The organism is Tabrizicola sp. TH137 (assembly GCF_002855575.1).
Classification (GTDB): Bacteria; Pseudomonadota; Alphaproteobacteria; order Rhodobacterales; family Rhodobacteraceae; genus Paragemmobacter.
Window position 1 is genome coordinate 464,515 of sequence record NZ_PKRQ01000001.1, and the last position, 12,978, is coordinate 477,492.

11 protein-coding genes are annotated in these 12,978 nt (G+C 64.1%); 3 read left to right on the top strand and 8 right to left on the bottom strand.

Going from position 1 to position 12,978, the window contains the following annotated elements; translation table 11 throughout:
* Positions 1 to 8 precede the first annotated feature (8 nt).
* From C0V75_RS02320 to C0V75_RS02345, 6 genes are all read right to left on the bottom strand, one after another.
* On the bottom strand, positions 9 to 1,232 hold the full coding sequence (locus C0V75_RS02320; RefSeq protein WP_101919274.1) for a glycosyltransferase: 1,224 nt from the start codon (positions 1,230 to 1,232) through the stop codon (positions 9 to 11).
* Positions 1,229 to 2,824, bottom strand: coding sequence for an ABC transporter ATP-binding protein (locus C0V75_RS02325; RefSeq protein WP_101919275.1), 1,596 nt, complete (start codon positions 2,822 to 2,824; stop codon positions 1,229 to 1,231). Before C0V75_RS02325 ends, C0V75_RS02320 begins: the two co-directional genes overlap by 4 nt.
* Entirely contained in the window at positions 2,821 to 3,933 is a 1,113-nt protein-coding gene (locus C0V75_RS02330) for an ABC transporter permease (protein WP_101919872.1), read from the bottom strand. The genes C0V75_RS02325 and C0V75_RS02330 overlap by 4 nt, the downstream gene beginning before the upstream one ends.
* The gene (locus C0V75_RS02335) at positions 3,933 to 5,084 is read right to left on the bottom strand and encodes a microcin C ABC transporter permease YejB (RefSeq protein ID WP_101919276.1); all 1,152 of its coding nucleotides are present in this window, start codon (positions 5,082 to 5,084) and stop codon (positions 3,933 to 3,935) included. Before C0V75_RS02335 ends, C0V75_RS02330 begins: the two co-directional genes overlap by 1 nt.
* A gap of 19 nt (positions 5,085 to 5,103) precedes the next feature.
* Complete coding sequence (locus tag C0V75_RS02340) at positions 5,104 to 6,942, bottom strand: extracellular solute-binding protein (RefSeq protein ID WP_371410663.1); 1,839 nt, start codon at positions 6,940 to 6,942, stop codon at positions 5,104 to 5,106.
* A 279-nt stretch (positions 6,943 to 7,221) separates the two neighbouring features.
* Positions 7,222 to 7,746, bottom strand: coding sequence for a cytochrome c family protein (locus C0V75_RS02345; RefSeq protein WP_101919278.1), 525 nt, complete (start codon positions 7,744 to 7,746; stop codon positions 7,222 to 7,224).
* 125 nt (positions 7,747 to 7,871) lie between these two features.
* Here C0V75_RS02345 and C0V75_RS02350 point away from each other — a divergent pair, with 125 nt between their 5' ends.
* Positions 7,872 to 8,705: a prephenate dehydratase gene (locus tag C0V75_RS02350; RefSeq protein ID WP_101919279.1), complete on the top strand. Its 834-nt coding sequence runs from the start codon at positions 7,872 to 7,874 to the stop codon at positions 8,703 to 8,705.
* Between the two features lie 10 nt (positions 8,706 to 8,715).
* Here C0V75_RS02350 and C0V75_RS02355 read toward each other — a convergent pair whose 3' ends face one another.
* Positions 8,716 to 9,189, bottom strand: a complete 474-nt coding sequence (locus C0V75_RS02355; protein WP_101919280.1) for an SRPBCC family protein — start codon at positions 9,187 to 9,189, stop codon at positions 8,716 to 8,718.
* An 81-nt stretch (positions 9,190 to 9,270) separates the two neighbouring features.
* Entirely contained in the window at positions 9,271 to 10,224 is a 954-nt protein-coding gene (gene nudC, locus C0V75_RS02360; RefSeq protein ID WP_101919281.1) for an NAD(+) diphosphatase, read from the bottom strand.
* Positions 10,225 to 10,417: 193 nt separating this feature from the next.
* Between nudC and C0V75_RS02365 the strand changes: the two genes are divergently transcribed.
* A complete protein-coding gene (locus C0V75_RS02365; RefSeq protein WP_101919282.1) occupies positions 10,418 to 12,238 on the top strand; it encodes a 5'-nucleotidase C-terminal domain-containing protein in 1,821 nt (606 codons plus the stop codon).
* Between the two features lie 37 nt (positions 12,239 to 12,275).
* Positions 12,276 to 12,902, top strand: a complete 627-nt coding sequence (locus C0V75_RS02370) for an HAD family phosphatase (protein ID WP_101919283.1) — start codon at positions 12,276 to 12,278, stop codon at positions 12,900 to 12,902.
* Positions 12,903 to 12,978: the final 76 nt, after the last annotated feature.

Below are 12,978 nucleotides of genomic sequence, written 5' to 3' on the forward strand. Positions count from 1 at the left end.
TGCCCATCCTACGGCCCGAAACGTTCCACCATCTCCACCATCCGCGGCAGGCAGACCGACCGCAGGTCGTATCTCTCCAGCACCGTCTGCCGGGCCGCCGCACGCAAGGGCAGAAACCGCTCCGGCGCCTCCAGCGCTTCGATGATGGCCCGCGACCAGCCCGCGATATCAAAGAAATCGACCAGCAGGCCGTTCTGCCCATGCCGGATCACCTCGCGCACGGGCGCTGTGTCCGACCCGATCACCAACGCACCCGCCGACATCGCCTCCAGCATCGACCAGGAGAGGACGAAGGGATAGGTCAGATAGGCATGCGCCCGGCTGACCTGCATCAGCGACACGAAGGTGGAATAGGGCACTTTCCCAATAAAATGAACGCGGGACAGATCCAGCCGATCCTTCACCTCATCCAGATAAATGTCCTTCCACCGCCGCCCATCCTTCGGCGGCGGGCCATAGCTGACATCGTCGCCCCCCACGATCACCACCTGCGCCGCGGGCCGCGCCGCCAGAACCGAAGGCAGCGCCCGCATGAAGCTGTGATAGCCCCGATAGGGTTCCAGATTGCGGTTTACAAAGGTCAGAACCTCATCCCCCGCCCGCAGCACGCGACCATCCGGCAGGGTCACGCTGGCCGCCGGATCAGGCTGCACGGCCGCGCTATCAACGCCATCAAAGATCACCTCGATCATCTTCCGCAGGGGCGGCGGATAGGTGGAGGCCTGCCACTCCGTCGGCGACACGCCCGCATCGGCATGCAGCATCGCCTGCCCCAGATGCGCCGTCCGCCCCTGCGCGATCAGCACCTGATCGAAACCACCATCCCCCGCCTCGGGGTCAAAGCCGACATCGGCGCCCTGGCCACGATAGTAGAATTCGGCATAGACGATCAGCTTCGCCTCGGGCCAGACTTCCTTCAGGAACAGCGTCTCTCCCCAACCGGAATGACCAAAGATCACGTCGGGCACATATCCCGTCTCGCGCCGCAGCCGGAGGCAGGCCCGCGCCACCGTCACGCCCCGATCGCTCTGCGTGGTATAGTTGCGCCCCAATCGGCAGGCCTGGGCATCGACCTTCGGCGGATCGTGGCGATAGCGCAGCGTGCGGATATCGGTCTCGCGCTTGTTCACGATATCGGTCAGGGCCAACACGTCATGCCCCCGCCGCTTCAGTTCGGGCGCAAGATACAGGAACTGGCCGGGGAAATTCTGGTGAACCAGAAGAACCTTCACGCCACTTTCCCCCCGAAGGCCGCAGCCATCAGGGATCGCGTATAGGCGCTTTTCGGCGCGTCAAAAACCGTTGCGCAGTCGCCTGCTTCCACCACATCACCCGATTTCATCACCATCACCCTATGCGACAAGGCCTTCACCACCCGCAGATCGTGGCTGATGAAGATATAGGCCAGGCCCCATTTCCGCTGCAACGCCCGCAGCAAGTCCACGATCTGCACCTGCACCGTCATGTCCAGCGCCGAGGTGGGTTCATCCAGCACCACCAGCTTGGGCCGCAGGATCATCGCCCGGGCGATGGCAATCCGCTGCCGTTGCCCGCCCGAAAATTCGTGCGGATAACGCCCCATCCATGCCGGATCGAGCCCGACCTCCGCCATGATTTCGGCCACCATCTCGCGCCGGTCGCGGCCGGGGTCCACCCCATGCACGCCAAGACCTTCGGCGATGATCTGTTCCGCCGTCATGCGCGGCGAGAGGCTGCCGAACGGGTCCTGGAACACCACCTGCATGTCGCGGCGCAGGGCGCGCAGGGCGGCCCCCTGCACATCCTTCAACTCGCGCCCCAGAAAGACCACGCGGCCCTCTGAAGGCGTCAGGCGCAACACGGCCAAGGCCAGCGTCGTCTTGCCCGATCCGCTTTCGCCCACGATCCCCAGCGTCTCGCCCGCCCGGACGGAGAGGGTGGCATCATTCACCGCCTTCACATGCCCCACTGTCCGGCGCAGCAACCCGCGCTGGATGGGAAACCAGACGCGCAGGTTTTCCGTCCGCGCCACTTCCGGCGCATCGGCCGGGATCGGTTCCGGCACGCCCCTAGGTTCGGCGGCCAGCAGCTTTTGCGTGTAGGGATGCTGCGGATTGGCGAAAATCTCCTTCGCCGGGCCCTGTTCCACGATCTCGCCGCCCTGCATCACGCAGACCCGGTCCGCGATCCGCCGTACGATGCCAAGGTCATGGGTGATGAAGAGAAGGCTCAACCCCTCCTTCGCCTTCAACTCGGCCAGCAGATCAAGGATCTGCGCCTGGATCGTCACGTCCAGCGCCGTGGTCGGCTCATCCGCGATCAGAAGCTCCGGCCCATTGGCCAGCGCCATGGCGATCATCACCCGCTGACGTTGCCCGCCCGAAAGCTGATGCGGATAGGCACCAAGGCGACTTTCCGCTTCAGCGATCCCCACCTTCTGCAACAGGTCCACGATGCGCGCCCGCGCGGCATCGCCCGAAAGGCCCTGATGCAGGGCAAGGCTTTCGCCTAATTGCCGTTCGATCGTGTGCAGGGGGTTCAGGCTCGTCATCGGCTCCTGGAAGATGAAACTGATGTCATTGCCGCGCACCCGGCGCAATTCGGCCTCGGACGCCCCCACCATTTCGCGCCCAAGATAGCGGATCGACCCGTCCACACCCGCGCTGTCAGGCAGCAGCGACACCGTGGACAACGCGGTCACCGACTTGCCCGATCCGCTTTCCCCCACCAGCGCGACCGTCTCGCCCTTGCCGACGGTAAAGCTGACGCCCCTCACCGCCTCGATCACGCGGCCATCCTGACGGAAGCGGATGGAAAGCTTCTCGACCTCCAGCACAACGCTCATCGGAAGGTCTTTCTGGGGTCAAAGGCATCACGCACGCCTTCGAAGACGAAGACCAGAAGGCTGAGCATGATGGCAAAGGTGAAGAAGGCCGTGAAGCCCAGCCACGGCGCCTGTAGGTTCTGCTTGGCCTGCTGGGTCAGTTCACCAAGGCTGGGCGCGCTTTCCGGCAGGCCAAAGCCCAGGAAATCCAGCGTGGCAAGGCTGCCGATGGTGCCGGTGATGATGAAGGGCAGCATGGTCAGCGTGGCGACCATGGCATTGGGCAGCACATGGCGGAACATGATCACAGGGTCGGACACGCCCAAGGCCCGCGCCGCGCGGACATATTCGAAGTTCCGCGCCCGCAGGAATTCGGCCCTGACCACCCCCACCAGCGCCGTCCAGCCGAACAGCACCATCAGGCCCACCAGAAGCCAGAAATCCATCGTGAAGATCGCCGCCACGATGATGATGATGTAAAGGCTGGGCGTCGCCCCCCAGATCTCGATCACCCGCTGGAAGATCAGGTCGGTCAGCCCGCCGAAATAGCCCTGCACCGCACCCGCCGCGATGCCCACGACAGAGGTAATCAGCGTCACGATCAGTGCGAAACTCACCGACAGGCGGAAGCCATAGATCACCCGCGCCAGCACGTCCCGCGCCGTGTCATCCGTGCCCAGCCAGTGGTTTTCATCCGGTGCCGAAGGGGCAGGCCCGTCCAGATCGTTGATCGTGTTATAGCTGTAAGGGATGATCGGCCAGACGATCCAGCCTTCAACGAACGCCGGATCGGCCGCCGCCCGCGTGCCATCCGCCACCTGCGCGATCACGCCTTCCGGATCGTCCCAGCAATCAAGGCTTCCACCGGACTTGATCAGGCATTGCACCTCGACATCGGTGTATTTCGCCTCGGTCCGGAAATCGCCGCCGAAGGCGGTTTCCGGGTAGAAGGTCAAGAAGGGGGTATGCAGTTCGCCCCTATAGCTGACCAGCAGGGGGCGGTCATTGGCAATGACCTCGGCAAAAAGCGAGATGCCGTAAAGCACCAGGAATATCCAGAGCGACCAATAGGCCCGCCGGTTGGCCGTGAAGTTGCGCCAGCGGCGCTGGTTCAGGGGGGACAGCGCCATCATGTCCTCCGCGTGCCAAAGTCGATGCGGGGGTCGATCCAGACATACATCAGGTCTGAAATGATCCCCATCACCAACCCGATCAGGCCAAAGAAGAACAGCGTGCCGAAGATCACGGGGTAATCCCGCTCCACCGCCGCGCGGAAGCCAAGCTGGCCAAGGCCATCCAGCGAAAAGATCGTTTCGATAATCAGGCTGCCGCCGAAGAATACCCCCACGAACAGCGCCGGAAAGCCCGCGATGACGATCAGCATCGCGTTGCGGAAGACATGGCCATACAGGACACGGCTTTCGGTTAAACCCTTCGCCCGCGCCGTCATCACATATTGCTTCTTGATCTCGTCCAGAAAGCTGTTCTTCGTCAGCAGGGTCAGCGTGGCAAAGCTGGAAATGGTGGAGGCGATCACCGGCAACGCGATATGCCACAGGTAATCCGCCGCCTTGCCCAGCAGCGACAATTCTTCCCAATTGTCAGAGGTCAGGCCCCGCAGCGGGAAAATCTTCCAGTAGGACCCGCCCGCGAACAGCACCAGCAGCAGGATGGCGAACAGGAAGCCGGGGATCGCATAGCCCACGATGATCGCCCCGCTTGTCCAAGTATCAAAGGGCGTGCCGTCGCGCACCGCCTTGCGGATACCAAGGGGGATGGAGATCAGATAGGCGATCAGCGTGGACCAAAGGCCCAGCGTGATGGACACCGGCATTTTTTCGATCACCAGATCGACGACGTCGATGGAACGGAAGTAGCTTTCCCCGAAATCAAAGCGGATATAGTTCCACATCATGATGAAGAAGCGCTCCGTCGCGGGGATCATCTCCTTCTGACATTCCGGCGCAGTGACCGACGGCTCACCCGTGAAGCCCTCTTCGCAGACGATGCGGGCAAAGCCGAACTGCACCTCAAGCTGCGCCAGAAACTCGGGCGGCAGGCCGCGTGCACCGATATAGCCGTCATCCTGCCCTTGCGTTTCCACCCCGGCATCGCCGCCGCCCGACACGACCTCCATCGCGTCGCCATCGCCTTCCAGCCGCGCCGCCACCTGTTCGATGGGGCCGCCCGGCACGAATTGCGTGAGCGCGAAGTTGATGACCATGATCCCGACCAGCGTCGGGATGATCAGCAAAAGCCGCCGCAGGATATAGGCGCCCATTCGGAGCTGTGCCTTCCGGTTATCTGATTGCGCCCGCGGCCCGCAGGGCTTCGGCCTTTTCGGCGTTGAACCACCAGAAATCAAGCTCGCCCAGCGCATAGGGCGGCAGATTGGCCGGGCGGTCATACATGTCGATGTAGGAGACCCAATGCGTGGCCTTGTACCACTGCGGCACCCAGAAGCGTTCCGCCCTCAGCACGCGGTCCATCGCCTTGGTCGCGACCGTCAATTCATCCATCGACTTGGCGGCCATCACCACCTCGATCATCCGGTCCACGGCAGGCGACTTCAGACCCATCTGGTTGAAGGCCGACACATCGGCGGTCTCCGACCCGTAGAACTGCTTCAACTCCGACCCCGAAATGTATCCGGACCGCGCATTCCCGACCACGATGTCGAAGTCATATTCCGGCGGGCGCGTGCGGGCCTCCATCTGGGCGTTGTCGATGCCGGTCAGCACGGCATCGACACCCAGCGCCTTTAGATTCTCGACATAGGGAATGATCACCCGGTCAAAGGACGGGGAATCGTTCAGGAACTCCACCCGCAGCACCTCTCCCGCCGCATTGCGGCGCAGACCGTCATCGCCCACGACCCAGCCCGCCTCGTCCAGCAGGGCCGAGGCAGCGCGCAGGTTGCCGCGGTCTAGCTGCCGCTCACCGCTGGTGGGCGCAGGAACGGGCGGATCTGTCAGAATGGCAGCAGGCAGAAGCCCCTCATCCACCAGCGGCTGCAACAGCGCGGCCTCTTCGGGCGAGGGCGGGCCTTCGGGTTCCAGCCACGAGTTTTCCCAGACCGAGTCGATCCGGTCATAAAGACCGTAGAACAAGGTGGCATTCGACCATTCGAAATTGAACATCAGGCCCAACGCCTCGCGCACTCGGGGGTCCTGAAACTTTTCGCGCCGCAGGTTGAAGAGGAAGGCCTGTCCGCTGGCCTTGGCGCCGGAGGGGATTTCCTCTTTCTTCACCCAGCCATTCGCCAGCGCCGGGAAATCATAGCGCGTGGCCCAGGTGATGGACGAGGCTTCGGTCCGGAAGGTGTAGTCGCCCCCCTTGAACCCTTCGAAGGCGGCATCGTAGTCAGCGTAGTATTCGATGCGGATGCGGTCGAAATTCCCCCGGCCGCGATTGATTGGCAGGTCGGCCCCCCAGTAGTCAGGGTTGCGCTTCCAACTGATCGACTTGCCCACTTCCATGCTGTCCAGCATGTATTGTCCGGTGCCAAGGAAGGGCGTCAGGCTCGACTTTTCCAGGTCCAGCCCGTTCGCCTCGTAATGCGCCTTGGACAGGATCGGCAGACCACCCACCTCGCTCGGCAGGTCGCGGGTGGGAAAGCCCGCCTTGAAGGTGAACTTGATCTGGTGCGGACCAAGGACCTCTGCCTTTTCCACCTGTTCGGCAAGGACGGCGCGGAAATCGGTAAGGCCTTTGGCAAGGAAGGTCTGGTAGGAAAACAGCACGTCATCCGCCGTCATCGGCGTGCCGTCCGAAAAGGTCACTTCGGGGCGCAGGTTGAAGATCACCCAGGACCTGTCCGCAGGAAACTCCATCGTCTCGCAAAGCAGGCAGTAGGACGTGCCGATCTCGTCGGAAGTGCCTGTAAGGATGGATTCGTAGGGGGCAGAGGCCAGCGCCGCAGCCCGGCCCTGCACGGAATAAGGGTTCAGACTGTCGAACCCGCCGAAGGCCCATTGCGAAATCTCGCCGCCCTTTGGTGCATCCGGGTTGACGTAATCGAGATGGGTGAAATCGGCGGGATATCTCGGAGGATCGCCAAAGGTGGTGATCGCATGGCTTACGGTCACCCCGTCCTGCGCCTGGGCGGACACGCCCCACGCTGCCAGTGCCAAGGCCATGAGCCCCGCCCCGATCCACTGGAGGGCGTCACCGCGCCGCGCCACGCTGGTTTCGACCTTCGCCCGACCTGCACCGCCGCCGCGTCTGATCATCCCGAACTCCCCTGCCTAGGGCGGCTGTCCCGCCCGTCTTCTTGACCGAAAGCTAGACCGGCTTTGCCGGAAGTCACAAGTTGCGTTTGCGTGAAAGCTGCCCGTCACGGGAAGATGGTGACGGAATGCCAAGAAAAAAGCCGCCTCCGAAAACGGAAGCGGCCTTCATCCTGCGATTTGCACCGATTACTGGACGGTCGCCAGATAGGCGATCAGGTTCGCCCGTTCGTCCACCTTGGGCAGGCCGGCGAAGGACATCTTCGTTCCCGGCATATAGCCCTTGGGGTTTTCCAGGAACCCGTTGAGGTTCTCAGGCGACCAGACATCGGCCGTCAGCGCAGCCAATGCGTCGGAATAGGCATAGCCGGCCGAGGTGCCCTTGTTCTTGCCCACGATGCCGTTCAGATGCGGGCCGACCCCATCAGACCCGTCCAGCTTGTGGCAGGACTTGCACTTGGCGAAGACCTTTTCGCCCGCGGCGACATCGGCGGATGCGAGAAGCGTCGCGAAGTCGGGAGCTGCTTCTTCTGACTCGGCCGAGGCTTCGTCCGCGCCGGTGTCGATCGTGTAGGCCTGTGCGATTTCTTCCTCACCGTGGCCCGAATGGCCGACGTGGTAAAGCGACTCTGCACCCCAGGCTGCCAGCAGATAGACCAGCAGCGACCCGCAGACCGCGCCGGTCGCCTTGGTCATCGTCATCGTATCGAACATCTCGCGCGTTCCCTTGGCACTCCGTTTGCGCGGGTATGTATCCGCTTCCCACCTCCGGTTTCAAGGTGTAGTAGCGCGACCATTCGCCCCTGTATGGGGGTTTTTTCGGGCAGAGCCAGAACGACATGACCGGACGCATCGCTTTCCAGGGGGAACCCGGGGCCTATTCCCATCAGGCCTGCACTCAGGCCCGCCCGGGAATGGAGGTCGTGCCATGCCAGACCTTCGAGGATGTGGTGGAACTCACCCGGTCCGGCGCGGTCGATCTGGGGATGCTGGCGGTCGAAAACTCCACCTACGGCCGCGTGGCCGATGTCCACAGCCTGCTGCCGCGTGCCGGTCTGCACATCGTGGACGAAGCCTTCGTCCGCGTGCATGTGAACCTTCTGGGCGTGAAGGGCGCGACCCTGGACCAGATCGCCGAAGCGCATGGGCATGTGGTGATCTTGCCGCAATGCGCGGGGTTTCTGAGGGCGCATGGCATCAAGGGCAAGGTCAGCAGCGACAATGCCCGCGCCGCGCGTGAGGTGGCGGAACTGGGAGATCCGACGCGGGCTGCGCTTGCCAGCGAGTTGGCGGCGGAAATCTACGGTCTGGACGTGGTGGCCCGCCATATCGAGGATCAGGCGAACAACACCACCCGCTTTCTCGTCATGTCGCGCAGCCCGGATGTTTCGCGCCGGGGTGCCGGCAAGATGATGACAACCTTCACCTTTCGGGTCCGCAACATCCCGGCCGCGCTTTACAAGGCGCTGGGTGGTTTCGCCACGAATGGCGTGAACATGACGAAGCTGGAAAGCTATATGGTCGGCGGCAGCTTCACCGCGACGGAGTTCTACGCCGATATCGAGGGCCATCCGGAGGATGACAACGTTCGCCTCGCCTTCGACGAATTGCGCTACTTCACGTCCGCCTTCAACGTGCTGGGCGTCTATCCGGCCGATCCCCAAAGGGGCTGAGGCGGCAGCGTCACAGCGTCGGCTGACCGGCGAAGCGCTGTTCCATGTCACGGGCGATCTCGGCCAGACGGCCGTCAAACCGCCGCTGCACCCGCTTGCGCGCCAGGCGCATGGACTGGATGAACAGGCGCGCCGCAAGTGTGCGCGGCTTCAGTTCCACCTGCATCATGACGCGCGTGCGGCGCGCAGCCAGTTGCACCAGTTCGATATTCAGCATGCCCTCCACCGAGGGGCCGTCGAAATCGAGCGTAAGCCCCTGCCCGGGTTCCAGACGTTTCAGGCGCAATTGCAACTGCCGCTCTTTCCCGCGCCAGGCGAAGCGCGCCTGCCAGGTCATGCCCGGCCCCGCGACACGAAGCTTGTCGGTGCGGTTGACCTCGGCACCGCGCCGCATGGCCGAACGTTCCCATCCTTCGAAATCGCTGAAGGCTGCATAGACGAACGCGATGGGCGCCCCGATATCCGTTCGACCGCTGATCTTCATGCCTGTCCTGACCTGCCCTTCTTAACCCTGCACTCGTTATCCGGTTCGCGGCGATGGCCGCCGCTGCCCGTCCTGCCCCGTTCAATCAAGCCTGTCTGCAAGCCAGTTCGCAATCAGGAAATGCGCAATGGCCCCACGACGTGCCGGCTTGATGCGCGGATGTCGCCCTGCCATGGCCAGAACCATCTCTTCGCGCGTGACCCAGCAGGCATCTTCAAGCTCCTGCGGATCAATCCGTATCTCATCCGTCAACGCCTCGCCCGCGCAGCCGAACATGAGGCTGGCCGGGAAAGGCCAGGGCTGGCTGGCCAGATAGCGCACCGCCCCGACCCGCACCCCGGACTCTTCCAGAACTTCGCGGCGCACGGCCGCCTCCAGGGTTTCGCCGGGTTCGACGAACCCTGCAAGGAGGGAATACATCCCCTCCGGCCAGTTGGCATTGCGCCCGACCAGAAGGCGGTTTCCCTGCGTGATCAGCATGATGACGACCGGGTCGGTTCGCGGGAAATGATGCGCGCCGCAGCCCGTGCAATTGCGCTGCCAGCCACCCGCCGCGGGCCGCGAAACCGCGCCGCAGGTAGCGCAGAAGCCATGCGATTTGTGCCATTGCAGCAAGGCCTTGGCGGTTGCCGCCAGTTCCGCGTCCCGAGGCGAAAGCGCGGTCATGACCCCGCGCAGTTCCAGAAAGGCCTGCGCCTGCGGCAGGGCGGGATGATGCTGGGCGGAGGGGTCGAAGAATCCCTGCTCCACCGCTTCGGCACCAGCTTCGGGGGACCAGTCGGAAATGTCGGCGGCAAAGCGGGGAAGGCTCTCGTCCAGCCCCAGGAAGACAGGCTCGTCCGCAACGGACAGGACCGGACTGCCAGCCGGAACCCAGGCCAGACGCTCGCCCGCCTCGACCAGAGGCTTGCCGCGCCAGACGGGCAGGATGGCCCCGTCGCGCAGGAGCGCGGCAAGACGGTCGGGATCGCTGCGCAACTCTGCGGCCCGATCCAGCGCAGAGCCGCCGAATGTCACCGTTTCCGCAATCCGCATGGCCTGCCTTTCGATCCTGTCGCGCGCCTAATGCCATGCCACCTTGCGCAAGGCAAATGCCAGCCGCCTTGGATTTGGAACCGCTTTCATCCGTTTTTCTTGACTTGCGCGGGAAACACCCCAAAGTTGTAATCTGAAGTTGACAGATGAGCTGTCTGCTTTTGGTGCGTAACGAGTTTTCGGGATCCGTCGCTTGTCAGAGGCCTTTGCCACACTGCGCCTGCTTGCGACAACCGATCTGCATGCCCATGCCATGGGCTGGGATTACCGGCGCGACCGACCGCAGACCGGGATCGGACTTGCAGCCCTTGAGGAAAAGATCGCCCTGGCGCGGGCGGATTGCCCGAATACCCTGCTTCTGGACAATGGCGACTTTCTGCATGGCAGTGCGCTGGGGGATTGGGCGGTCGGCGAAGGGGCAGACCAGCCGCATCCGATGATCGCGGCCATGAATGCCCTTGGCTATGATGCTGCAACGCTTGGAAATCATGAGTTCAGCCATGGCCTTGACGTGCTGGAGCGGGCCTTGGACGAAGCCGAATTTCCCATGGTATCGGCCAATCTTCATGCGCTGGACGGGCGTCGCTTCGTGCGGAGCGGCATCCTGATCGAACGGCAGATCAGGGATGACGGCGGCAAGACCCATCGGCTGCGCATCGGCATCACGGGGATTGCCCCCCCCCAGACCGCGATCTGGGAATCGGCGCGGATCGGCGGGCGGATCGGGGTGAGCGACCCCGTTCCCGCCGCCATCGAGGCGGTGACGGACCTGCGCCGCAAGGGGGCGGATGTGGTCGTCCTGCTGGCCCATACCGGGCTGGGCGAAGAGACCGAGCGGCCGCTGATGGAACATGCCGCGCATCCCCTTGCCCGGCTTTCGGGGGCGGATGCCATCATCCTGGGCCATGAACATGCTGTTTTCCCACAGCAATCCGCGCCAAGCCGTGCCTTGCTGCATGGCCGCCCCGCCGTCATGCCGGGGTTTCACGGATCACATCTGGGAAAGATCGACCTTGCGCTGGCCAGCGACGGCACGGGCTGGCGGGTCCGGGCGCGGGATGTTGCGGTCTTTCCGACGGAGGGGACAGCGCCGCAGCCAAGGAGTGCGATGCCGGCACGGGTGACGGCCGCATGCGGGCGGGCGCATCGCGAGACGCGGCGTTGGCTGGGGCAGTCCGTCGGCTGGACGGAGCATCGGCTGCACAGCTATTTCGACCTGATCTCGCCCAGTCTGGCGCTGCGCACCGTGGCTGCGGCGCAGATGGATCACGTGCGGCGGCGGTTGGCGGGCGGGGCCCTTGCGGGGGTGCCGATCCTGTCTTCAACCGCGCCGTTCCGGACCGGGGGCCGGGGAGGCGCGACGGAGTTCACGGATATCCCGGCCGGACCCATGTCCTTACGCCATCTTGTCGATCTTTGCCCGCATCCCGATACGGTGGTGGCACTGGCGATCACGGGGGCGGAGCTGGCCGAGTGGCTGGAGCGGGCGGTCATCCTCTTTGCCGAGGTGCGTCCGGGCAAGGCGGACCAGCGGCTGCTGCGCGGTGATGTGCCGGGCTTCGACCTGACGCTGATCGACGGGCTGTCCTTCACCGTGGACGTGACGCGACCGCCGCGCTTCCTTCCGGGCGGCGATGTCGCGAAAGGCGATTCCCGCCGGATCGGCCCGCTTTGGCATCGTGGACGGCGGGTCGTGGCAGAGGACAAATTCATCATGGTAACCAACAGCTTCCGCGCCGGGGGCAGCGGCGGATTTCCCGCCTGCCGGCCGGATCGGGTGCTGCTGGATGACGGCACGGAAACGCGAACTGCCGTCGCCGATTACCTCTCGCGCGGCGGCACGGTGGCGCCAAGGGCGGCCGAGCAATGGCGGTTCCTGCCGGTTGCGGGGTCTTCGGTCGTGGTGGAGACGGGGGCGGGGGCGGTGGGATGTCTGGCCGATATCGCGCATCTGTCGCCGGAATTCCTGGGGCCGGTGCAGCGGGGGATGGCGCGCTTCCGTCTGCGGCTGTGATCGGGTATGGGCGCAGGGGAACGGTTGGAGGTTCCCCATGTTCGACGCGGTTTTCTTCGATCTTGACGGGACGCTGGTGGATACCGAGCGTCTGGCGGTGGTCACCGGCATCCGCGCCTTTGCCGATGTCGGCCATGCGGTGGATGAGGGGTTCATGCATCGCCTTGTCGGCAAGGCGGAACCGCAGGCCGCCGAGATCATCCGGTCTTCCCTGCCGGGAATTGACCTTGCCGCCTTTCATGCCGCCTGGCGCCTGGCCTTTGACGGGGGGCTGGACAATGGTCTTGACCTGAAGGCGGGTGCGGCGGAACTGCTTGAAATGCTTGACCATCCTCTCGGGCTTGTCACATCGACGGGGCGGCAGGGGGCGCATCACAAGCTGGGGCTGGCGGGGATCGCGCATCATTTCCGGACTGTCGTGACCTTCGATGACGTGCGCCATCCGAAGCCTGCGCCAGAGCCCTATCTGCTGGCCGCAGAACGGCTGGGCGTGGACCCGGCGCGCTGCCTTGTCTTCGAGGACAGCGATGTCGGGGCGGAGGCCGCGCATCTGGCGGGCTGCGTGGTGGTGCAGGTGCCGGATGTGGCCCCGACCGACGGGCGCTATGCGCGGCATCTGGCGGCGGACTTGCTGGCCGGGGCGCGGGCGGCGGGGGTGATCTGAGGGCCAAGCCCTTGCGGACGCTGGATTAATCTGTCGAAATGACTGTCATCGACTGTGCCGCATTCTGTGCAGCAAA

What these genes read in the sequence shown, in the direction of transcription:
- C0V75_RS02325 (WP_101919275.1), bottom strand. Translation starts at nt 2,824, where the DNA reads ATGAGCGTTGTGCTGGAGGTCGAGAAGCTTTCCATCCGCTTCCGTCAG.
- C0V75_RS02330 (WP_101919872.1), bottom strand. Translation starts at nt 3,933, where the DNA reads ATGGCGCTGTCCCCCCTGAACCAGCGCCGCTGGCGCAACTTCACGGCC.
- C0V75_RS02335 (WP_101919276.1), bottom strand. Translation starts at nt 5,084, where the DNA reads ATGGGCGCCTATATCCTGCGGCGGCTTTTGCTGATCATCCCGACGCTG.
- C0V75_RS02340 (WP_371410663.1), bottom strand. Translation starts at nt 6,942, where the DNA reads ATGGCCTTGGCACTGGCAGCGTGGGGCGTGTCCGCCCAGGCGCAGGAC.
- C0V75_RS02345 (WP_101919278.1), bottom strand. Translation starts at nt 7,746, where the DNA reads ATGTTCGATACGATGACGATGACCAAGGCGACCGGCGCGGTCTGCGGG.
- C0V75_RS02350 (WP_101919279.1), top strand. Translation starts at nt 7,872, where the DNA reads ATGACCGGACGCATCGCTTTCCAGGGGGAACCCGGGGCCTATTCCCAT.
- C0V75_RS02355 (WP_101919280.1), bottom strand. Translation starts at nt 9,189, where the DNA reads ATGAAGATCAGCGGTCGAACGGATATCGGGGCGCCCATCGCGTTCGTC.
- nudC (WP_101919281.1), bottom strand. Translation starts at nt 10,224, where the DNA reads ATGCGGATTGCGGAAACGGTGACATTCGGCGGCTCTGCGCTGGATCGG.
- C0V75_RS02370 (WP_101919283.1), top strand. Translation starts at nt 12,276, where the DNA reads ATGTTCGACGCGGTTTTCTTCGATCTTGACGGGACGCTGGTGGATACC.